Raw genomic sequence first — 21,711 nt, 5'->3', positions numbered from 1 at the left:
GCGGCAACTTCAGGCGCGGCGGCGGGTTTGTGCTGTGGATTTATGTATTGCGATTGCAGGTCGAGTGACACTCACTGGAGCGATGTACATGAATGCGCCTCTTTCGCCGGCCGTGCTGGCGGCCCTCGAATCCGTCCAGCTGGACGACAGGTACACCCTTGAAACCGGCCGCGCCTGGATGAGCGGCATCCATGCGCTGGTGCGCCTGCCGATGATGCAGCGCCTGCGCGACTCGCGGGCCGGGCTCAACACCGCCGGTTTCGTGTCGGGCTACCGGGGGTCGCCGCTGGGCGGCGTGGACCAGAACATGTGGAAGGCTGCCAAGTACCTGAAGGCGCACCACGTCGAGTTCCAGCCCGGCATCAACGAGGACCTGGCCGCCACCGCGGTCTGGGGCACGCAGCAAGTCAACCTGTTTCCCGGTGCGCGTTACGACGGCGTGTTCGGCATGTGGTACGGCAAGGGGCCGGGCGTGGACCGCTGCGGCGACGTGTTCAAGCACGCCAACGCCGCCGGCACCTCGCCGCATGGCGGCGTGCTGGTGGTGGCGGGCGACGATCATCCGGCCAAGTCCTCCACGTTGCCGCACCAGAGCGATCACATCCTGAAGGCCTGCATGATTCCGGCGCTGTTTCCGGCCAGCGTGCAGGAAGTGCTGGACTACGGCCTGCATGGCTGGGCCATGAGCCGCTACGCGGGCGTCTGGGTGGGCATGAAGTGCATCACCGACATCGTCGAGGTGTCCGCCTCGGTCGACGTGGATGTCGAGCGCGTCAAGATCCTGCTGCCCGAGGATTTCCAGCTGCCGCCCGATGGCCTGAACATCCGTATTCCCGACACGCCGCTGCAACAGGAAGCGCGGCTGCTGGATTACAAGCTGTACGCCGCGCTGGCCTATGCGCGCGCCAACCAGCTCAACCGCGAGCCCTGGCACGTGCCCGCCAGCGAGGCGCGCTTCGGCATCATGACGTCGGGCAAGGCCTATCTGGACACCTGTCAGGCGCTGGCGGACCTGGGCCTGTCGCCCGAGGTCTGCCGGCGTATCGGCCTGCGGCTGTTCAAGGTGGGCATGGTGTGGCCGCTGGAATCCACCGGCACGCAGCGCTTCGCCGACGGGCTGGACGAGATCCTGGTGGTGGAGGAAAAGCGCCAGGTGCTGGAATACCAGCTCAAGGAAGAGCTGTTCGGCTGGATCGGCAGCGGCAAGAAGATCCCGCGCGTGGTCGGCAAGTTCGACGACAAGGACGGCGGCGAGTGGGCGGTGCCGCAGGGCAACTGGCTGCTGCCCGCGCACTACGAGTTCTCGCCCGCCATGGTGGCCAAGGCCATCGCCTCGCGGCTGCTGCGCTTCGAGCTGCCCGAGGACGTGCGCGCCGGCATCCAGGCGCGGCTGGACGCCATCGCCGCGCGCGAACGGGCGCTGGCCCGCCCGCGCGTGGTCGAGGAGCGCAAGCCCTGGTTCTGCTCGGGCTGTCCGCACAATACCTCCACCCGAGTGCCCGAGGGTTCGCGCGGCATGGCCGGCATCGGCTGCCACTACATGGTGACCTGGATGGGCCGCAATACCCAGGCCTACACCCAGATGGGCGGCGAGGGCGTGCCGTGGATAGGTCAGGCGCCCTTCACCGACGAGAAGCATGTGTTCGCCAACCTGGGCGACGGCACCTACTTCCATTCCGGGCTGCTGGCGATCCGCGCGGCGGTCGCGGCCAAGGCGCCGATCACCTACAAGATCCTGTTCAACGACGCGGTGGCCATGACCGGCGGGCAGCCGGTGGACGGCCCCATCAGCGTGCCCATGATCAGCCGCCAGGTCGCGGCCGAGGGCATCGACAAGATCGTGGTGGTGACGGACGAGCCGGACAAGTATCGCGGCATGGCCGGCATGGCGCCGGGCGTGCCGGTGCATCACCGCGACGAACTCGACGCGGTGATGCGCGAACTGCGCGACCACGCCGGCGTGTCGGTGCTGATCTATGACCAGACCTGCGCCACCGAGAAGCGCCGGCGCCGCAAGCGCGGCGCCTATCCCGACCCGGCGCGGCGCGTGCTCATCAACGAGCGCGTGTGCGAGGGCTGCGGCGATTGTTCGGAGCAATCCCATTGCCTGTCGGTCGAGCCGCTGGAGACCGAGTTCGGCCGCAAGCGCGCCATCAACCAGTCCAGCTGCAACAAGGATTTCTCCTGTCTGAAGGGCTTCTGCCCCAGCTTCGTGACGGTGGAAGGCGGCAAGCTGCGCAAGCCGCAGCCGCTGGCGCCGGAAGGCGCGATCGACGACGCGCTGCCGGCGCCGGCGGTGCCCGGTCTTGCGCGCCCTTATGGCGTATTCATCGCCGGCGTGGGCGGCACCGGCGTGGTCACCATCGGCCAGCTGCTGGGCATGGCCGCGCATATCGAGGGCAGGGGCTGTTCGGTGCTGGACATGGCGGGCCTGGCGCAGAAGGGCGGCGCCGTGTATTCGCACGTGGTGCTGGCCGCCGCGCCGGATCAGCTGATGAACACGCGCGTGGCGATGGGCGAGGCGGACCTAGTGCTGGCCGGCGACCTGGTGGTGGCCACCAGCGCCGACGCCATGGCGCGTCTGTCGCCGGGACGCACGCGCGTGCTGCTCAACAGCGACACCGCGCCGACCGCCGCCTTCGTCAAGAATCCCGACTGGACCCTGCCCGGCGCGGCGCTGGCCTCGGAGCTGGAAGGCGTGTGTGGCAAGGAGCACGTGGACACGGTGGATGCGGCCGCGCTGGCGGTGGCGCTGCTGGGCGATGCCATCTACGCCAACCCGTTGATGATGGGCTATGCCTACCAGAAGGGCTGGCTGCCGCTGTCGCGCGAGTCGCTGCTGCGCGCCATCGAACTCAACGGCCAGCAGGTGGCCGCCAATCAGGTCGCCTTTGCCTGGGGCCGCCGCGCGGCCCAGGACCTGGCCGGTTTAAACCGGCTGGTGGCGCAGGGTCCGAAGCCGGCGTCGGCCTATCCGGAGGGCATCGTCGAACTGCGCCGCCCGCGCGTTGCCGCGCCGGTGGCCGAGCTGAAGAAGCCCGCGGGCGAGCTGGAGCAGCTGGTGTCGGTGAGACGCGAGTTCCTGACCCGGTACCAGGATGCCGCCTACGCCGCGCGCTACGCCGACCTGGTCGACAAGGTGGCGCGCGCCGAGCGCGAGGCCACCGGCACGCAGCGGCTGGCGCTGGCGGTGGCGCGCTATGCCTTCAAGCTGATGTCCTGCAAGGACGAATACGAGGTGGCGCGCCTGTACTCCGACGGCGAGTTCGAGCGCCGCGTGGCGCAGCAGTTCGAGGGCGACTGGAAGCTGCGCTTCCATCTGGCGCCGCCGTTGTTCGCGCGGCGCGGCCCGGACGGCAAGCCGGTCAAGCGCGCCTACGGACCGGGCACGCTGCGCCTGTTCCGTTTGCTGGCGCGGCTGCGGCGCCTGCGCGGCACGCGCTTCGATCCGTTTGGCTACACCGCCGAGCGGCGCGCCGAGCGCGAGCTGGTCAGGGACTACCACGAGACGCTGACGGCCATCCTGCCCAAGCTCAATCGCGGCAACCTGGACCGTGCCGTGGCGCTGGCCAGCGTGCCCGAAGAGATACGCGGTTACGGCCACGTGAAGGAAGCCGCCATGGCGCGCGCGGCGCAGCGCCGCGAGGCGCTGCTGAAGGATTTCACCGCGACGGTCGTGAAGCTGGGCGGGACGCGGGTGGCCTGAAGATAGGGCAGGGGTGCCGCAGCCCCTGCGCTGGTGGACGCTGGACAAGCGCGGATCGGCGTTCGCGCCGATCCGCCCGGAATCAGCCGGTGGTTTCCGTCTTGTTGCGGCGGGTGATGCCGGTATCGAAACGCTCCACGCCAGGGCGCGCGGCGCCCGTGTTGAAACGTTCCACGCCGGGGCGGGCGGGCGCGGTGTCGAAGCGCTCCACGCCGGGCCGGGCAGCCGGACGCTTGAACAGCTCCACGCCGGGACGCGTGAAGCGTTCGACGCGCGGCGGGCTCTCGGTCTTGGCCTGCACGCTTTGCGCGGCGACCTGTTCGCGCTTGGCGATGATCTCCTCGGCGCGCTGGTGATGGGGCGCCATCTTGCGCACCATCACCCGGCCGTCGCGCGGGAAATAGTTGATGCGCCGCGCATGCACGTCGCCCAGGTCCTGGGCCTTGACGGGGATGCCTTCGGTCTTCAGGTAGTTCAGCACGAACTGGCCGTTGCGTTCGCCGATGTTCATCTGCTGCATGGCGGACAGCACCGCGCCGCCGCCGAACACCTTGGCTTCCAGGCGGTCGCGCGAGGCGCCGGCCTTGAGCAGTTCGTTGATCAGCACTTCCATGGCGAAGGCGCCATAGCGCATGGTGGCCGAGGCGGGCGACTGCATGTCGCCCTCCGGCAGCATGAAATGGTTCATGCCACCGACCCCGGTTTTGGGATCGTGGATACAGGCGGCGACGCACGACCCGAGCACGGTCGAGATCATCAGGTCTTCGTCGGTGACGTAGTACTCGTTAGGAAGTACCTTCACCGCCTGACATTGGAACGCGCTGTCGTAGTAATGGCGCGTTGCGCGAGCTTCAAGACGGGAGACCATGGCGCTGGATATTGGGCAAGGGCAACGATAAGGACACGTAAGGCACTGCTACGGAAAACAGAATTCGTTTCAAAATATGTAAAAAATTTGCGCTTTATTCTTGCATATTCGCAAGATCAGCGGGAGAAATGCTGTGTAACGGCGGCGACTATGCGTCCCTGCTTATATGGCTGGCTGCTTCCCCTGTGTTTTGTTCTTTCCGTTCCGCGGCGGCGGCCTGCCGCAACGCCCTGGCGCTGCGGTCCGGCATGGGTTTCGCCGTCTTCGCGGGCAGAAGCTGCGCAGTAGCGCGCAGCCCCGCCGGGATGATCTGGAACCATCCTACATGGAGGCCGCGCGTGGCTTTCCCCCGATCACGGGGAAGAAGGTGCTTTATACGGGGCTTTAGAACGGCGTTTGACGCCGTGTTCAGAAACGTGTGCTGCGCGTGACCGACCAGCGCGCCGACAGCGCGCCCAGCACGGCGGCGGCCAAGACGGCGCTCGCCAGCACGGGCGTGCCGGGCAATCGCAGGGCGAACTCGGCGCCGTAGCTGCGGGCCAGGCCGAGCAGGGCGTTGTTCAGCGGCGACAAGGCCAGCGCCGCCACGCCGATGGCCAGCAACGAGGCCAGCGCGCCCGACAGGCCTCCCAGGTACAGGAAGGGACGGCGCACGAAGGATTCGGTGGCGCCGACCAGCCGCGCCACGGCGATTTCCTCGCGTTGCGACAGCGCCTGCATGCGCACGGTGTTGAACACCGTCGCCAGCACCACGACCGCCACGCAGGCGGCCAGGAAGCCCAGGCCGATGCGGGCGAAGCGCAGGATGGCCTCCAGCCGCTGGACCCAGGCGCTGTCCAGCTGCACCAGGTCGACCTGGTCCCATTGCTTCCATACCTTGGCCAGCCGGTCCGCGCGGCCCGACAGGTCTTCACCGTCGGCCAGCGTGACCACCACCGCGTCCGGCAGCGGGTTGCCCGGCAGCACGGCCAGCGCCTGCTGCCAGGCGGGGTTGGCGCGCAGGCTGGCCAGCGCGTCGTCGCGGCCGACCACGCGCACGGCGCGCACATCGTCGTGGTTTTCAGACTGGATGCGCTTGGCCACGCCGACGGCCGCGCCGGCCGGGGCGTCCACGCGCATGAATACGGTGACTTCGGGCGTGACCGACATCTGGCGCGCCACCGGCTGCACCGATACCAGGATGGCGCTGCCCAGCAGCGGCAGCGCCAGGGCCAGGGCCATGACCAGCAGGTTGGCCAGGGAAGAGAAGGGTTGCTTGATCAGCCGGCGCACGGTGACCATGAGCGCGTAGCGGTGTTGGCGCAGCCAGGCGTTCATGCTTGCGCTCCTTCGCCGGCGGCCGGCGCGGGCGTGGCCGGGCCATGGGAGTCGGAGAACTTGCCGGGGTCGATGCGCAGGGTGCGCGTGGCGTAGCGCGCCATGAGTTCCTGGTCGTGCGAGGCGATCAGCGTGGTGACGCCGACGCGGTTGAAGTCGCGGAACACATTCATGATGCGTTGCGCGTTGTCATGGTCGAGGTTGGCGGTGGGCTCGTCGGCGATGAGGATGGCGGGGCGGTTGACGATGGCGCGGGCGATCGCCAGGCGCTGCTGCTCGCCGCCGGACAGCTCGATCGGGTTCAGTTCTTCCTTGCCCGACAGGCCGACCTTGTCCAGCGCCGCGCGGGCGCGCGCGGCCGCCGAGTCCCAGGCCTGGCCGGTGACGGCCAGCGGCAGCATCACGTTTTCGAACGCGCTGCGGTCGAACAGCAGATGGGTGTCCTGCAGGATGACGCCGACGGCGCGCCGCAGATAGGGGCGCGCGCGCGCCGGCAGCTTGTCCAGCCGTTGCCCGTTGACCTGGATGGAGCCGCGGCTGGCGGGCTCCAGCCCGCCGATCAGCTTGAGCAGGGTGGACTTGCCGGCGCCGGACGGTCCGGACACGAAGATGAACTCTCCCGCGCTCACGCGGAAGTTGATGTCGGCCAGGATATTGCGGCCGCGGCCATACGATTTGAAGACGTGCTGGAATTCGATCATGGCGGCTGTCGGATGAAGCCGCAATAGTAACTCGGGGACAGGGAGAAGGACGCATTCCCGCGTGGCCAAGACGTTTCCAAAGCCTGCATGTGACCGAGCGGAAACGCGATTCTTTCGAACGAAAAGCCGTCCCCGTTTTTCGCGGTGAACGGTGTTTTTATTCAACCAGTGTCCCTATATTTCGAGGGAATTCCCCGATGCGCCGTTTGCTGCGCCGCCGCTACCATTCGGCGCATGTGCAGGGCCTACACGGCCCGGTTACCGGCTTCGATTCACCCACACGGAGATCACGATGAAAGTACTGAAACTCGCTGCTGTCGGCGCCGCCTTGTTTGCTGCTTCCGCAGCTTCCCACGCGGGCGCGACCTTCGATAACGTCAAGAAGAAAGGGTTTGTACAGTGCGGCGTTTCCACGGGCATCCCGGGGTTCTCGATCGCGGACAGCAAGGGTGAATGGAAGGGCCTGGACGTGGACCTGTGCCGCGCCATCGCCGCCACCATGTTCGGCGACGCCAGCAAGATCAAGGTCACGCCGCTGAACACGCAGCAGCGCTTCACCGCGCTGCAGTCCGGCGAGGTCGACGTGCTGACCCGCAACACCACCGTCACGCTGACGCGCGACACCACGCTGGGCCTGATCGGCGTGGGCGTGAACTACTACGACAGCCAGGGCGTGATGGTCTCCAAGGACCTGAACGTCAAGAGCGCCAAGGAACTGAACGGCGCCACCATCTGCGTGCAGCCCGGCACCACCACCGAGCTGAACCTGGCCGACTGGTTCCGCGGCCAGAAGATCGAATTCAAGCCCGTCGTGATCGACAAGTACGACGAAATCATCCGCGCCTTCTCGGCCGGCCGTTGCGATGCCTTCACGACCGACAAGTCGCAGCTGGCCTCGACCCGCACCACGCTCGAGAACCCGGACAAGTACGTGATCCTGCCGGAAGGCTTCTCCAAGGAGCCGCTGGGCCCCATGGTGCGCCAGGGCGACGAGCAGTGGTTCAACGTGGTCCGCTGGTCGCTGAACGCCATGCTGGAAGCCGAGGAATACGGCATCACCAAGGCCAACGTCGACGAGATGACCAAGAGCACCAACCCCAACATCCAGCGCATCCTGGGCGTGACCCCGGGCATGGGCAAGAACCTGGGCGTGGATGACAAGTGGGCCTACAACATCATCAAGCAGGTGGGCAACTACGGCGAGAGCTTCGAGACCACGCTCGGCCAGAAGAGCGCCATGAAGCTTGAGCGCGGCCTGAACGCTTCGTACAAGAACGGAGGTCTGATGTACGGCTGGCCCGTGCGCTGACACGCGGCTGCCCGGGGGCGGGATGTAATGTTCCGCCCTGCCCGCCACGCGCGGGCGGCAGGAGTGGGCGGCGCGACCTGCGTGGCGCCGCCGCCCGGTATCCGACTTCTGTAGAAGTGATTCATGACGAATTCCAACAATAATGCCCATCAGCCGGCGCCGCGGTCTTCCGCCGGCGCCCAGCTTGCTCCCAAGCGGCGGCTGAACTGGAACGATCCGGGCGTGCGGGCCGTGGTGTACCAGGTAGTTGCGCTGTCGGCGGTAGCGCTGGCCGTGTGGTTCCTGGTATCGAACACCCTGCACAACCTGGCGGTGCGCAACATCGCCACCGGCTTCGGCTTCCTCAACCGCGAGGCAGGTTTCGCCATCGGCGAAACGCCGGTCGCCTACACACCCGCCGACACCTACGGCCGCGCCATCTGGGTCGGCCTGCTCAACACCCTGCGCGTGGCGGTCATCGGCATCGTGCTGGCCACCCTCCTCGGCACGCTGATCGGCATCGGCCGGCTGTCGAAGAACTGGCTGATCGCCAAGATCACCTCGATCTACGTCGAGGTCATGCGCAACGTGCCGCTGCTGCTGCAGCTGTTCTTCTGGTACGCGCTGATCACGGAAAACATGCCTGGCCCGCGCCAGGCGCACAATCCGCTGCCGGGCGTGTTCATCTCCAACCGCGGCCTGAAGGTGCCGGGGCTGGAGGGCAACTCGCTGGACTGGATGCTGATCGGGCTGGCCGTGGCCATCGTCGCCATCCTGTTCCTGGGCCACTGGGGCAGGAAGCGCCAGGAAGCCACCGGACGCGTGTTCCCGCTGGGCCGCGCCGCCATCGGCCTGATCGTGCTCGGCCCGCTGGTCGGCTGGCTGGCCAGCGGCGCCTCGCTGACGCTGGACATGCCGGAACTGAAGGGCTTCAACTTCTCGGGCGGCCTGACGCTGTCGCCGGAGTTCGCCGCGCTGCTGGCCGGCCTGGTGATCTACACCTCGGCCTTCATCGCCGAAGTGGTGCGCTCGGGCATCCAGGCGGTGAACAACGGCCAGTGGGAAGCGGCCGGCTCGCTGGGCCTGCGCCGTCCGCTGGTGCTGCGCCTGGTGGTGCTGCCGCAGGCGCTGCGCGTGATCATCCCGCCGATGACCAGCCAGTACCTGAACCTGACCAAGAACAGCTCGCTGGCCGTGGCCATCGGCTATCCGGACATCGTGTCGGTGGTCAACACCACGCTGAACCAGACGGGCCAGGCGATCGAGGGCATCCTCATCATCATGGCCGCCTACCTGACGGTCAGCCTGTCGATCTCGATTTTCATGAACTGGTACAACAAGCGCATCGCGCTGGTGGAGCGTTGAGATGAGCAGCACTACGCATACCCCCAGTGAAGGCCTGCCGCCGCCCAAGACGCATGTCGGCGTCTGGGCGTGGATCCGCAGCCGCCTGCTGTCGTCGCCGCTGAACATCCTCATCACGGTGCTGGCCGCCTGGTTCCTGCTGATGGCGGTGCCGGCGCTGGTGGAGTGGGCCTTCATCAAGGCCAACTACACGGCCAGCAACGCCCAGGAATGCCGCCAGTCGGTGGGCGGCGCCTGCTGGGCCTTCATCATTGAAAAGCACCGGCTGATCCTGTTCGGCACCTACCCGTTCGACGAGCAATGGCGCCCGCTGATCGCCACCATCATCCTGGTGGCGGTGATCGTGTGCAGCGGCATCCGCCGTTTCTGGAACTGGAAGCTGGCCCTGATCTGGACCGTCGGCCTGACCGCCGTCGCGCTCCTGATGTGGGGCGGCGTGTTCGGCCTGACCTATGTCGAGAACGCGCGCTGGGGCGGCCTGCCGCTCACGCTGATCCTGTCGACCTTCGGCATCGCCTTCGCCTTCCCCATCGGCGTGCTGCTGGCCCTGGGCCGGCGCTCGAAGATGCCGGCGATCAAGGCGCTGTGCGTCGTGTACATCGAGCTGATCCGGGGCGTGCCGCTGATCAGCCTGCTGTTCATGTCCTCGGTGATGCTGCCGCTGTTCCTGCCGGAAGGCTTCACCATCGACAAGCTGCTGCGCGCGCAGATCGCCATCATCATGTTCGCGGCGGCCTACATCGCCGAGACGGTGCGCGGCGGTTTGCAGGCGATCCCCAAGGGGCAGTACGAAGGCGCGGATTCGCTGGGCCTGAACTACTGGCAGCAGATGCGCAAGATCATCCTGCCGCAGGCGCTGAAGATCGTGATCCCGCCGCTGGTGAGCATCTTCATCGCGCTGTTCAAGGACACCTCGCTGGTGGTGATCATCGGCATCTTCGATCTGACGCTCGCGGCCAAGGCGGCCCTGTCCGACGCGGCATGGCGCGGGTTCGGGGTGGAGGCGTACCTGTTCATCTCGCTCATCTACTTCGTGTTCTGCTTTTCCATGTCCAAATACAGCCAGGCGCTGGAACGGCGACTGGCCACTGGCCACGCGCGCTAGCCACTACCGCGCGTCCGCCGCGAGGCGGGCGCGCACAGCGATATCTACGGGAGTACAGGCATGTCTGATGCCATCATTCGTTTGCAGGACGTGAACAAGTGGTACGGCCAGTTCCACGTTTTGCGCAACATCAACCTGGACGTGGCGCCGGGTGAACGCATCGTGGTCTGCGGGCCGTCGGGTTCCGGCAAGTCCACCATGATCCGTTGCATCAACCGGCTGGAAGAGCACCAGAAGGGCCACATCATCGTGGACGGCACCGAGCTCACCAACGACCTCAAGCACATCGAGACGATCCGCAAGGACGTGGGCATGGTGTTCCAGCACTTCAACCTGTTCCCGCACCTGACGGTGCTCGAGAACCTGACACTGGGCCCCATGTGGGTGCTGAAGAAGCCGCGCGCCGAGGCCGAGGCCACGGCCATGAAGTATCTGGAGCGCGTGCGCATCCCCGACCAGGCCAAGAAGTTCCCCGGCCAGCTGTCCGGCGGCCAGCAGCAGCGCGTGGCCATCGCGCGTTCGCTGTGCATGAGCCCCAAGATCATGCTGTTCGATGAGCCGACGTCGGCGCTGGACCCGGAAATGGTCAAGGAAGTGCTGGACGTGATGGTGAGCCTGGCCCAGGAAAGCGGCATGACCATGCTGTGCGTGACCCACGAAATGGGCTTCGCGCGCAAGGTGGCCAACCGGGTCATCTTCATGGACCGTGGCGAGATCATCGAGCAGAACAGCCCGGACGAGTTCTTCGACAACCCGCAGAACGAGCGCACCAAGCTGTTCCTGAGCCAGATCCTGCATTGACGGACGGCAAGTCCGGTAGGAAAAAGCCGCCTTCGGGCGGCTTTTTCATCGCCGGGCCGCTGCGGTATGCTACGAGCCGCCATTCAAGCGTAGACAGGAGCAAGACCCCATGAATCAAGCCCCCCGCAGCGCCGTCCGTCGCGTCCTGCTGAGCGGCGCCGTGGCGCTGGCCGCCGCGCTGTCCTTCGGCGCGCCCGCCCAGGCCCAGAACACCGATTTCCCCACCAAGCCGCTGCGCTTCGTGGTGCCTTACCCGCCCGGCGGCCCGCTCGACACCATGGCCCGCATGCTGGCCGAGAAGGTGCGCGCCTCGCTGGGCCAGCCCGTCATCGTCGAGAACCGTTCCGGCGCGGGCGGCAACATTGGCGCCGACCTGGTGGCCAAGGCGCCGGCCGACGGCTACACGCTGGTCATGGGCGCGGTGGCGACCCACGCGATCAACCCCTGGCTGTTCGCCAACCTGCCGTATGACCCGGTCAAGGATTTCGCGCCGATCACCATTGTGGCCTCGGTGCCGAACGTGCTGGTCATGAACGTCGAGTTCGCGCAGAAGAACAAGATCGAGAAGCTGGCCGACCTGATCGACTACGCCAAGAAGAATCCCGGCAAGCTGAACTACGGCTCGGGCGGCAACGGCAGCGCCGGCCACCTGTCGGGCGAGCTGCTCAAGGCGCGCGCCGGCATCAGCGTCGAGCACATTCCCTACCAGGGCGCCGCGCCCGCGCAGCTGGCGCTACTGTCGGGCCAGTCGGACTTCATGTTCGACAACCTGGCCGCGTCCGCGCCGCTGATCAAGGACGGCAAGGTCAAGGCGCTGGCCGTGACCACCGCCAAGCGTTCCTCGCTGCTGGCCGACGTGCCCACCGTGGAAGAATCCGGCGTCCAGGGCTTCGACCTGGGCACCTGGTTCGGCGTCTTCACCACGGGCGGCACGCCCGCGCCGGTGGTTGCCAAGCTGAACCAGGCCTATGCCGACGCGATGAAGCAGGACGACGTCAAGCAGCGCCTGCTGACCATGGGTTCGGAAGCGGGTTCGATGACGCCCGAAGCCTTCGCCGAGTTCGTCAAGAACGAAAAGGCCAAGTACCAGGAGATCGTCAAGATCTCGGGCGCCAGCCTGAACTGATCCGGCAAGAAGCATCCACGGCCCGGCGCCTCAAGCGCCGGGCCGTTTTCATTTCGCCGTCTTGATGCCGGCACGCCGGTTCAGTCGTCCTCGTCGGCGAGCGGGGCGTTCAGCAGGCCGTCGATCAACCGCGCCAGCTGCTTGTGGTCCACGTCCAGGTTGGTGCAGCCGTATTGGTCAGGGTCGCGGTTGACCCAGGCGCCCGCCGCGCGCCAGCCGGCGTCTTGCGGTTCCAGCCGCAGCGCATAGATCCAGGTGCCAGTCCAGCTGCGGTGCAGGCACAGCTGGCCGTCTTCCAGGTAGATGAACCACTTGTCTTCCATCTCCCGTGGAATGCGGCCTTGGCGCAGGCGCGCGTACTGGTCGGCGTTGTAGACGGCGTCGAAGGGCAGGTCGGCCCGCTTGGCGGGCGCCGGCAGGCGCTTCCAGGAGTCGGCTCGGGCGATGGGCATGGCGGCGTCGTGTCCTATGCGAGGCGGAAGGTTCCGAATACTACGGCCCCGCCACGCATTTGTCTGCCGCCATGCCCGTCCTGCCTCGATCTACATCTTGCACTCGGCCGCGTGCACGTCGGTGTGGTCGCGCGCCAGCACCTTGACGTTCTTGTAGACCAGCTTGCCGTCGGCGCCTTCCTCGATGTGCAGCAGGTACCAGTCCTGCACCGGGTGCTGGTTGGAACCGAACTTGAACTTGCCGCGCACGCTGGGGAAGTCGGCGCGGCGCAGTGCGTCGCGGAACGCGTCGGGTTTGCCAGCGATGTCGCCGCCGACCGCCTTCAGGCCGGATCCGATCAGGTTGGCCGTGTCGTAGGCCTGGGCCGCGTAGGCGGTGGGCGCGCGCTTGTAGGCCTTGGTGAAGGCGTCGACGAAGTGCTTGTTCTGCGGATTGTCCAGGTCGGCGCTCCACAGCGAACTCAGGTAGAAGCCCTTGCCGGCGCTGCCGGTGGCGGCCAGCATGCGGTCGTCCATCGAGTAGATCGGCGTGATCATCTTGATCTTGCCGGCCAGCCCGGAATTGGCGAACTGCTTGGTCAGGTTGATGCCCGCGCCGCCGGGGTGGAACTGGAACAGCGCGTCCGGATCGAGCGAGCGGATGCGCGCAAGTTCCACCGAGAAGTCCGACTGGTCGAGCTTGGTGTAGATCTCTTCGACGATCTCGCCCTTGTAGGCGCGCTTGAAGCCGGCCACCGCGTCGCGCCCGGCCTGGTAGTTGGGCGCCATGACGACCACGCGCCTGGCGCCCAGTTCGTTGGCGGCCATGCCGGCGGTGTCGGCGTAGGAGTCGTTCTGGAACGCCACCGAGAAATAGTTGGGATTGCAGGCGCGGCCGGCGTAGTTCGACGGCGCGGCGTTCAGGCTGACGTAGAAGCCGCCGGCGTTGAGCACGGCGGGCGCGACGGCGGCCAGCACGTTCGAGAAGTTGACGCCGGTGAACAGGCGCACGCCGCTCTGCACCATCCTGTCGGCGCTCTGCTTGGCGTTGGCGGGCTTGAGCGCGTCGTCCTCGACGCGCACGTTGACGGGCACCCCGCCGAGCTTGCCGCCGCCTTCCTGCACGGCCAGCATGAAGGCGTCGCGCTCGTCCTCGCCGATGTAGCCGGCGGGCGTGGACAGCGTGCCGATGAAGCCGATGTCCACGGGCTTTTGCTGCGCGCCGGCGGCGTGCGCGTACAGCGCCAGCAGCGTGACGGCCGACGCGGCGACGCGGCGGGCGGCGCGCCGGGACGCGCCGGCGGCGGGTGCTGCGGCAATGCGGACGGCGCCGCGGGTAGGTGCGTGCTTCATGTCGTCTCCTCCTGTGCCTGTTTTTTTATGGCTGGATGGGTCCCGCGAGGCATTGCTCCACTTTCCAGCCGTAGAGCCATTGCAACGCGTCCTGGAACTGGGACTGGCTGCGGCCGGTCCACAGCGAATTGCGCACGGTGCGTTCGACGCCGCGCGCGTGATACAGCCGGCCCATCTCGCGCGTGGACCAGACCACGCGCGCGCTGCGCGGGATGCGGACCGACTCGTAGCGGCGGAAGGCCGCCTCCAAGTCGTGGTCGCAGGCGCGCACGGCCTCGCCCAGCGTCACGGCGTCTTCCAGCGCCATGCAGGCGCCTTGCGCCATGTACTGGGTCATCGGATGCGCGGCGTCGCCCAGCAGCGTGACGCGGCCCTGGCCCCAGTGCTCGACCGGCTCGCGGTCCGCGGTGGCCCAGCGCTTCCACGAGGTAGGCCGGTCCAGCATCTGGTGCGGGCGCGGGTGTATGTCCTGGAAGTACGACAGCACCTCTTCCTTGCTGCCGTCGCGCACGCCCCATTCCTCCTGCTCGCGGCTGTGGAAGGTGACGACCAGGTTGTATTGCTGGCCGCCGCGCAGCGGATAGTGGACCAGGTGGCAGTGCGGGCCAGCCCACAGCACGGGCGCGTTGATGCGCAGTTCCTCGGGCATGTTGTCGCGCTCGACCACGGCCCGGTAGACCACGTGGCCGGTGACGCGCACCGGATCGCCCACCATGCGCTGGCGGATCACGGACTTGACGCCGTCGGCGCCGATCACGGCATCGGCCTGGTAGCGGCGGCCCTGCGTGTCCACCACTTCGGCGCGCCCGCCTTGCTGCGACACGTCGGCGATCTGGGTGGAGGTGTGGAAGCGGATCAAGGGATCCTGCCGCACGGCTTCCAGGATGGACAGGTGGATGTCGGCGCGGTGGATGACGGCATAGGGGCCGCCGAAGCGGGCGCGGAAGTCCTTGCCCGTATCGATGCGCACCACCTCGCGGGCATCGACCGCGTCCATCATGATGATGTGGTCGGTGAAGACGGCGCGTTCGCGCGCGGCGCGGCCGACGCCCAGTGCGTCCAGCGCCGCGAAGGCGTTGGGGCCGAGCTGGATGCCCGCGCCTATCTCGCCGATCTGCGAGGACTGCTCCAGCAGCTGCACCGCCACGCCCTGGCGCGTGAGCGCCAGCGCCGCGGCCAGGCCGCCGATGCCGCCGCCCACCACGATGACCGATTGTCGGGCGGAGCTGCCCGCCGTTGCCGTGTTCATGCCCGTTCCCTTGCCGCCGTTGTGTCCATCGTCATGATTCATGTCGCCGCCGCCGGGGCGGCGTTGCCCGCTCAGTCCTGGCCGCCCAGGAACGCGCCTTGCTCGCGCAGGCACGCCTGCAAGAGCGCCACGGACAGCTCGGCCGGCAGCGTGCCGGCCTTCAACGCCAGCGCCGCCGCGGCGCCGGCGGCCTCGCCCATCGCGAAGCAGCTGCCGCTGACGCGCGCGGCCGACTGGCCCTCGTGCGTCATGGACGCGCAGCGGCCCGCCACCAGCACGTTGCGCGCCACGCCGGCGTCGCGTCGCGGCAGCATCATGCGGTAGGGCAGCTGGTTGTAGCCGCGCGATTCGGGAATGGGCGGCCACAGCCATTTCACGTCGCCGGCCATGTGCATCTCCAGCGGCCAGCCGTTCACGCCGATGCTGTCGTCGAAGTCGGCGCAGCCCAGCACGTCGTCCTGCGTCAGCATGTACTCGCCGACGATGCGCCGGGTTTCGCGGATGCCGAGTTGCGGCGCGATGTCCAGCACATAGGCCTGCTCGAAGCCCGGCACCTTGGCGCGCAGGAAGGCCAGGTACTGCACGATCTGGCGGCGGCCTTCCAGCTCGCCGGCCGACAGCGATTCGGCGTCGGTGCCGTCGGCCGCGCCGCCATCGGCATCGGCCAGCTGGGTCACGTTGACCCGCCATTCGTAGTCGTGCTTCTGCGGACGCACGATGGCGCCCCGGCGCGGGAAGGTGAATTCGCCGCTGGCGGCGGCCGCGTCCATCAGCGCCGGTATGGTCTTCCAGGCTTCCTGCGCCCGCGCGCCGTCGACGTTGCCGACCTTGAACATCAGCGTGGGGTAGAGCATGCCGCCATGGGCATCGCCCTTTTCAAAGGGCAGGCCGGCCCAGGCCGCCAGGTCGGCGTCGCCGGAACAGTCGATGAAGACGCGGCCGCGCACCGCGCGGCGGCCCGACTTGGTTTCCAGGAACAGCGTGTCGACGTCGCCATCGGCGCCGCGCGCCATGCCGGTGGCCAGCGCATGGAACAGGACGCCGGCGCCGCTGTCCCGCAGCAGGCCGTCGGCCGCGCACTTGAAGGCCGAGATGTCGTAGGCCTGGGCGTGGATCTTGCCCAGGATCAGGTGCGGCTCGTTCAGCCCGTCCAGCGCGCGCATGCGGTCCAGCAGCTCGTCCGTCATGCCATGCACCACCTGCCGGATCGTGCCGTGCACGTTGGCGTGCAGGCCGCAGAAGTTCGACACGCCGGCCGCCGTGCCCATGCCGCCCAGGAAGCCATAGCGTTCGACCAGCAGCACGCTGGCGCCGTTGCGCGCGGCGCTGGCGGCGGCCAGCAGGCCGGCCGGGCCGCCGCCCAGCACGACGACATCGTATTCGCCGTGCAGCGGGGTCTGGCGGGCGGGTTCGGTGATGTGCATCCGTGTCTCCTTGCTGGCGCGGCGCGCCTACTGGCCCTTGATGCCGAGTTTCTTGATGAGGGGGCTCCAGCGTTGCAGCTCGTCGTCCATGTAGGCGCGGAACTGCGCGGGCGTGTCGCCCACCGGATCCATGAACTGGGCCTGCAGGCGCTTGGCGACCTCCGGATCGCGGATCGCCTGGATCAGCGCGTCGGACAGTTTCTTCTGGATGTCGGCCGGCACCTTGGATGAGATGACGAAGCCGATCCAGGCCGAGCCTTCGATGCCCTGCACGCCGGCCTCGGCCAGCGTGGGAATCTCTGGCAGCAGCGCCGAGCGCTTGGAAGAGGTCACCGCCAGCGCCTTCAGCCTGCCGTCCTTGACCATGGGCATGACCGCGATGGGCGGCAGCGCGCCGAATTGCGTGTCGCCCGACATCAGCGAGGTCAGCGCGGCCGGCGACGAGGGGTAGGGCACATGCGTGGCGCGCGCGCCGATCTGCTGCAGCAGCAGTTCCACCGCCAGGTGGGACACGGTGCCCGTGCCGGTCGAGGGGAAGTTGTACTTGTCCGGGTTCTTCTTCAGCGCGTCCAGCAGCTGGCCGACGTTGGCGATGCCGGAACCGGCCGGCACCACCAGCACGTTGGGCTGGTGCACCGCCAGCGTCAGCGGCGCCAGGTCGGTGGCGGGCGCATAGGGCAGCTTGTCGAATAGCAGCGTATTGTTCACCAGCGGGCCGGTGATGGACACGCCGAAGGTGTAGCCGTCGGGCTTGGCATTGGCGATGGCGTAGGTGCCGATGTTGCCGCTGGCGCCGGGCTTGTTCTCGACCACGATGCTCTGGCCGAGCAGCGCGCCCGCCTTCTCGGTGACGATGCGCGCCACCTGGTCCGGGCTGGAGCCGGGGCCGAACGGCACCAGCGCCTTGAGCGGCTGGCTGGGCCAGGCCTGGGCCTGGGCGGCGGCCAGCGGCGCCAGCGCGGCGAGGGCCAGCGCGACGGCGCTTGCGGCCAGGGTCAAGGGCTTATGCATGGTTGTCTCCCGCGTCCTTCATGGCATCGAAGTAGGTCTGTTCATTGGCGATGAAGGCCGCCACCATGGCGCGATAGGCGGCGTCGACCACCTGCTCCAGATTGGCGAAGCCCTGGTTGTGGCGCTCGGCCAGGCGGCGCGCCTTTTCAAAGACTTCGGCCTGGCGCGCCGGGGCGCTGACCTGGTAGGCGTCGCGCTTGAAGCGGGCGGCGTCCTTCACGTACATGGCGCGCTCGGCTATCAGCTTGACGATCTGGTCGTCAAGCCGGTCGATGTTGGCGCGCACGTCGGCCAGCGTGGCGCACAGCGGCCGGTAGTCCGGGTCCAGGTACTCGCGCAGCGGACGGCCTTGGGTATCGGGTTCTTGCATGGTTTCCTGCTCGGGCTATTGGATGTAGTCGGGCTGTTGGGCGGGCGCGGCCCGCTGGAAGGCGGGTTGGGCGATGCAGTGTTCATGGACGCGCTTGACATGGGCGTACGGCGTCAGGTCGCAGCCCATGCGTTGCGCGTTGGCCACCTGGGGCACCAGGCAGCAGTCGGCCAGCGTGGGCGCGTCGCCGAAGCAATAGGCGCCTTGGCCGTGGCGCTGCAGCAGCGCCTCGACGGCGGCCATGCCTTCGGCGATCCAGTGGCGATACCAGTCGTTCTTCTGCGCGTCGCTGGCGCCCAGCACGTCCTGCAGGTGGCGCAGGATGCGCATGTTGTTGACGGGATGGATGTCGCAGGCGATGGCCAGCGACAGTTCCAGCACGCGCGCCCGCGCCAGCGCAGCCGTGGGCAGCAGGCGCGGCTCGGGATGCGTGGCGTCCAGGTAGTCGATGATGGCCAGCGACTGGGACAGCTGCGTGTCGCCGTCGATCAGCAGCGGCACGCCGGCGGACGGGTTCAGCGCCACATATCCGGCGGCGCGCTGCTCCTGTTTGCGCAGGTTCACCGGCAGGTATTCATAGGACAGCCCCTTGAGCGCCAGGGCGATGCGCACGCGGTACGAGGTGGAGCTGTTGAAGAAGTTGTGCAGTTGCATGGGCGGCTCTTTGCGAGAGGTTTCAGGCCATGCGCACGCTGAGCGTGCCCAGGCCGTCGACGCCGCCGGTCATGAGGTCGCCGCGCACCACCGGGCCCACGCCTTCGGGCGTGCCGGTATAGATCAGGTCGCCGGCTTCCAGGCGGAAGTACTTCGACAGGTAGGCCACGGTCTCGGCCACCGACCAGATGAGCTTGCCGATGTCGCTGCGCTGCTTGTCGCGGCCGTTGACCTGCAGCCAGATGCCGGCGCGGGCGATATCGGGCAGCGCGGCGGCGGGGCGCAGCGGGCCGATCGGCGCGCTCTGGTCGAAGGCCTTGCCCAGCTCCCAGGGGCGGCCGGCCTCGCGCATCTTCATCTGCAGGTCGCGGCGCGTCATGTCCAGGCCTACGGCATAGCCCCAGACATGGTCCAGCGCGTTTTCCACGGCGATGTTCGCGCCGCCCTTGCCGATGGCGGCGACCAGCTCGATTTCATAGTGCAGGTTGGCGGTCTCGGGCGGGTAGGGCAGGGACAGCGTTTCGCCTTCGGCCACCGGCACCACGGCGTCGGCCGGCTTGCAGAAGAAGAAGGGCGGTTCGCGGTCCGGGTCGAAGCCCATCTCGCGGGCATGAGCGGCGTAGTTGCGGCCCACGCAATAGACGCGGCGCACGGGATAGCGGTCGGCGCTGCCGGCCACGGGCACCGCGACGGGCGCGGCGGGGGCAAAGACGAAAGACATGGATCACCCTTCTGATGCGGGACTGTCGGAAAACGGAAAGGCGCGCGGGGGCCGCGCGTTCAGTCGGCGCGCGCTTCGCGCCAGACGCCCAGCGCGGCCTGCACCGGGCGGTCGGAATAGCTGAACAGCGTGGCGTCTTCCAGCGCCGCCAGCTGCAGCGGCTGCCAGGACGGCGCCACGAACACGTCGCGCGGGCCGAAATGGAATTCCTGCTCGCCGATGCGGGCCGTGCCGCGGCCTTCCACCACGCAGTAGACGGTGGAGTCGGTGCTGCGGCTGGTCTTGCCCTGGAAGCCGGCGGGCAGGAGCTGCATGAAGGTGGCCATGGTGGGCATGGGATAGCCGCCCGTGGCCGGATTCAGGTAGCGCAGCTTGACGCCGTCCCAGGGGTCCAGCTCGCCGTGGCGGTAGAGCTGGTCCAGCGCCTCGCGGCTGCGCTCGTACGGATAGTTGAAGATCGGCGAGGTGCCGCCCGTCGCCTGGTGGCGCACCGGCGCCATGTTGTGGCCGTAGCGCGCCATGCTGTCGCCCTCGGGGCGGGTGACGGGCTGGGTGGCCGACGGGTAGTTCTCGGCGAAGCCCGCGTCCAGGAAGCGCAGCAGCGGGATGTCCAGGCCGTCCAGCCAGACCACCGGCTCGCCGCCGTCGGCGCTGTCGGCGTTGCCGTGGTCATGCCAGGTCCAGGACGGGGTGATGATGAAGTCGCCGGGGCGCATGGTGGTGCGCTCGCCGTTGACCGCCGTGTAGGCGCCGCGTCCCTCGACGATGAAGCGCAGCGCGGATTGGGTGTGGCGGTGGCTGGGCGCGATCTCGCCGGGCAGGATCAGCTGCAGGCCGGCGTACAGGCTTTGCGTGATGCTGGCCTGGCCGGGCAGGCCGGGGTTCTCCAGGATCAGCACGCGGCGCACGGCTTCCTCGGCGCTGATCAGCGCGCCGGAGGCCATGACGTCGGCGCGCACGTCCTCGTACTTCCAGATGGCGGGCACGCAGCGCGGCGCCGGTTCGCGCGGCACCAGGTTGTGCAGCGACTCCCAGAGCGGGGCCATGTGCTTCTTGGCGATGCGCGCGTAATAGGCGGCGCGATCCGCGCCGGCGGTGTGGCTGTCCTGCATGCTTGTCTCCTGGGCGAGCCGGTTCAGGCCGGCTTCTGCTCGGGACCGTCGCGGCGGGGCGCGGTCCGGGTGGTGGAGACGATTATGCGCAGGCAGCTATGTGTTTTGAAATGAAATTATCTTATTATCCATACGAAGAAATATATACCTGAGAGACAAGCAAGGGGCTTGCATGGACTGGACCCACCGGTTGCGCCTGCGCAACCTGAAGATGCTGCTCAGCCTGGACCAGACCCGCAACATCAGCCATTCGGCGGCCATGCTCAACACCACGCAGCCCGGCCTGTCGAAGTGGCTGAAGGATCTGGAAGACGATATCGGCCTGCCGCTGTTCGAGCGGCACGCGCGCGGGCTGCGGCCCACGCCGCATGGCGATGTGCTGATCGCGCACGCGCGCCGCGTCGAGGCCCAGCTCGACCGCGCCGGCGAGGACATGGCCGCGCTGCGCGAGGGCGGAGGCGGGCGGGTGGTGATCGGCGCCTCGGGCGCGTCGGCGTCGGACACGGTGCCGCTGGCGGTGATGAAGCTGCTCGAGCGCATGCCGCAGGCGCGCGTGAAACTGGTCGAGGGCACCACCGACCGGTTGCTGGAGCAGCTGGCGCAAGGCGGGCTGGACATCGTGGTGGGGCGCTCGGCGCCCGAGCACCACGACCCCGCCATCCGCTACGAGGCGCTCTATCTGGAACCCATCCACCTGGTGGCGCGGCCGCGCCATCCGCTGTTCGCCGTCGCGCAACCGGACTGGCCGCGGCTGCTGTCCTACCGCTGGATCCTGTGGCCCAGGGGCACGCCCATCCGCAATGCGCTGGACGCCGCGCTGGCCGCCGCCGGCCAGGTCGCGCCGGCCGACCACGTGGAATCCAATTCGGTGACCATCAACCTCACGTTGCTCAACAACAGCGACATGATCGGCGTGGCCTCGCACCGCGCCGCGCTGCGCTTTTCGGAGCTGCGGGCCATGCGCATCCTGCCGGTGCGCCTGTCGGGCTTCGGCTCGGTGGCGATGTACTGGCGCGAGGATGCCTTCCGGCCGGCGGCGGTGCAGGAGGCGATGGCAGCCCTGCGCGCCACGGTGGCCGAACACGCGCCGGGCGCGGCGAGGTCCTGAC

Annotated in this window: 19 protein-coding genes; 7 read left to right on the top strand and 12 right to left on the bottom strand. The window is 68.0% G+C overall.

Annotation, left to right across the window (positions count from 1 at the left end; genetic code table 11):
* Positions 1-88: 88 nt before the first annotated feature.
* Positions 89-3,706, top strand: coding sequence for an indolepyruvate ferredoxin oxidoreductase family protein (locus AC6LJ9_RS05880; protein ID WP_498146809.1), 3,618 nt, complete (start codon positions 89-91; stop codon positions 3,704-3,706).
* A gap of 82 nt (positions 3,707-3,788) precedes the next feature.
* Here AC6LJ9_RS05880 and cheD read toward each other — a convergent pair whose 3' ends face one another.
* The 3 genes from cheD to AC6LJ9_RS05865 form a co-directional block, all read right to left on the bottom strand.
* Complete coding sequence (cheD, locus tag AC6LJ9_RS05875; protein WP_212317092.1) at positions 3,789-4,574, bottom strand: chemoreceptor glutamine deamidase CheD; 786 nt, start codon at positions 4,572-4,574, stop codon at positions 3,789-3,791.
* Between the two features lie 408 nt (positions 4,575-4,982).
* Entirely contained in the window at positions 4,983-5,891 is a 909-nt protein-coding gene (locus AC6LJ9_RS05870; RefSeq protein WP_498146808.1) for a cell division protein FtsX, read from the bottom strand.
* On the bottom strand, positions 5,888-6,592 hold the full coding sequence (locus AC6LJ9_RS05865) for a cell division ATP-binding protein FtsE (RefSeq protein ID WP_103272244.1): 705 nt from the start codon (positions 6,590-6,592) through the stop codon (positions 5,888-5,890). The genes AC6LJ9_RS05870 and AC6LJ9_RS05865 overlap by 4 nt, the downstream gene beginning before the upstream one ends.
* 292 nt (positions 6,593-6,884) lie before the next feature.
* Between AC6LJ9_RS05865 and AC6LJ9_RS05860 the strand changes: the two genes are divergently transcribed.
* From AC6LJ9_RS05860 to AC6LJ9_RS05840, 5 genes are all read left to right on the top strand, one after another.
* Entirely contained in the window at positions 6,885-7,901 is a 1,017-nt protein-coding gene (locus AC6LJ9_RS05860; protein ID WP_103272245.1) for an amino acid ABC transporter substrate-binding protein, read from the top strand.
* Between the two features lie 123 nt (positions 7,902-8,024).
* Complete coding sequence (locus tag AC6LJ9_RS05855) at positions 8,025-9,245, top strand: amino acid ABC transporter permease (RefSeq protein WP_498146807.1); 1,221 nt, start codon at positions 8,025-8,027, stop codon at positions 9,243-9,245.
* Position 9,246: 1 nt separating this feature from the next.
* Entirely contained in the window at positions 9,247-10,350 is a 1,104-nt protein-coding gene (locus AC6LJ9_RS05850) for an amino acid ABC transporter permease (protein ID WP_212317086.1), read from the top strand.
* A gap of 60 nt (positions 10,351-10,410) precedes the next feature.
* Positions 10,411-11,151 (top strand): amino acid ABC transporter ATP-binding protein, encoded by a 741-nt coding sequence (locus AC6LJ9_RS05845; protein WP_103272248.1) that lies wholly within the window; start codon positions 10,411-10,413, stop codon positions 11,149-11,151.
* Positions 11,152-11,260: 109 nt separating this feature from the next.
* Positions 11,261-12,277, top strand: coding sequence for a Bug family tripartite tricarboxylate transporter substrate binding protein (locus AC6LJ9_RS05840; protein ID WP_498146806.1), 1,017 nt, complete (start codon positions 11,261-11,263; stop codon positions 12,275-12,277).
* A gap of 80 nt (positions 12,278-12,357) precedes the next feature.
* Here AC6LJ9_RS05840 and AC6LJ9_RS05835 read toward each other — a convergent pair whose 3' ends face one another.
* From AC6LJ9_RS05835 to gtdA, 9 genes are all read right to left on the bottom strand, one after another.
* Positions 12,358-12,729, bottom strand: a complete 372-nt coding sequence (locus AC6LJ9_RS05835) for a hypothetical protein (protein ID WP_498146805.1) — start codon at positions 12,727-12,729, stop codon at positions 12,358-12,360.
* Between the two features lie 90 nt (positions 12,730-12,819).
* Positions 12,820-14,061, bottom strand: a complete 1,242-nt coding sequence (locus AC6LJ9_RS05830) for an ABC transporter substrate-binding protein (RefSeq protein ID WP_498146804.1) — start codon at positions 14,059-14,061, stop codon at positions 12,820-12,822.
* Positions 14,062-14,086: 25 nt separating this feature from the next.
* Positions 14,087-15,310 carry a 3-hydroxybenzoate 6-monooxygenase gene (locus AC6LJ9_RS05825; protein WP_498146824.1) on the bottom strand — a complete coding sequence of 408 codons (1,224 nt, stop codon included), beginning with the start codon at positions 15,308-15,310 and terminating at the stop codon, positions 14,087-14,089.
* Between the two features lie 71 nt (positions 15,311-15,381).
* Positions 15,382-16,734, bottom strand: a complete 1,353-nt coding sequence (locus AC6LJ9_RS05820) for an FAD-dependent oxidoreductase (protein ID WP_498146803.1) — start codon at positions 16,732-16,734, stop codon at positions 15,382-15,384.
* A gap of 27 nt (positions 16,735-16,761) precedes the next feature.
* Positions 16,762-17,745 (bottom strand): Bug family tripartite tricarboxylate transporter substrate binding protein, encoded by a 984-nt coding sequence (locus tag AC6LJ9_RS05815; protein ID WP_212317072.1) that lies wholly within the window; start codon positions 17,743-17,745, stop codon positions 16,762-16,764.
* The gene (locus AC6LJ9_RS05810) at positions 17,738-18,115 is read right to left on the bottom strand and encodes a chorismate mutase (protein WP_103272257.1); all 378 of its coding nucleotides are present in this window, start codon (positions 18,113-18,115) and stop codon (positions 17,738-17,740) included. The genes AC6LJ9_RS05815 and AC6LJ9_RS05810 overlap by 8 nt, the downstream gene beginning before the upstream one ends.
* A 15-nt stretch (positions 18,116-18,130) precedes the next feature.
* Positions 18,131-18,769 carry a maleylacetoacetate isomerase gene (gene maiA / locus AC6LJ9_RS05805; protein ID WP_498146802.1) on the bottom strand — a complete coding sequence of 213 codons (639 nt, stop codon included), beginning with the start codon at positions 18,767-18,769 and terminating at the stop codon, positions 18,131-18,133.
* A 22-nt stretch (positions 18,770-18,791) separates the two neighbouring features.
* On the bottom strand, positions 18,792-19,490 hold the full coding sequence (locus AC6LJ9_RS05800) for a fumarylacetoacetate hydrolase family protein (RefSeq protein ID WP_103272259.1): 699 nt from the start codon (positions 19,488-19,490) through the stop codon (positions 18,792-18,794).
* 59 nt (positions 19,491-19,549) lie between these two features.
* Positions 19,550-20,602, bottom strand: a complete 1,053-nt coding sequence (gene gtdA, locus AC6LJ9_RS05795) for a gentisate 1,2-dioxygenase (protein ID WP_498146801.1) — start codon at positions 20,600-20,602, stop codon at positions 19,550-19,552.
* A gap of 172 nt (positions 20,603-20,774) precedes the next feature.
* On the opposite strand from gtdA, the gene AC6LJ9_RS05790 reads away from it, so the two are divergent.
* On the top strand, positions 20,775-21,710 hold the full coding sequence (locus AC6LJ9_RS05790) for a LysR substrate-binding domain-containing protein (protein WP_498146800.1): 936 nt from the start codon (positions 20,775-20,777) through the stop codon (positions 21,708-21,710).
* Position 21,711 lies beyond the last annotated feature (1 nt).

The organism is Achromobacter sp. 1011811831 (assembly GCF_059760905.1).
Note: the sequence above shows the minus strand (reverse complement) of the source record. Positions and strands in the feature narration are given on the sequence as shown.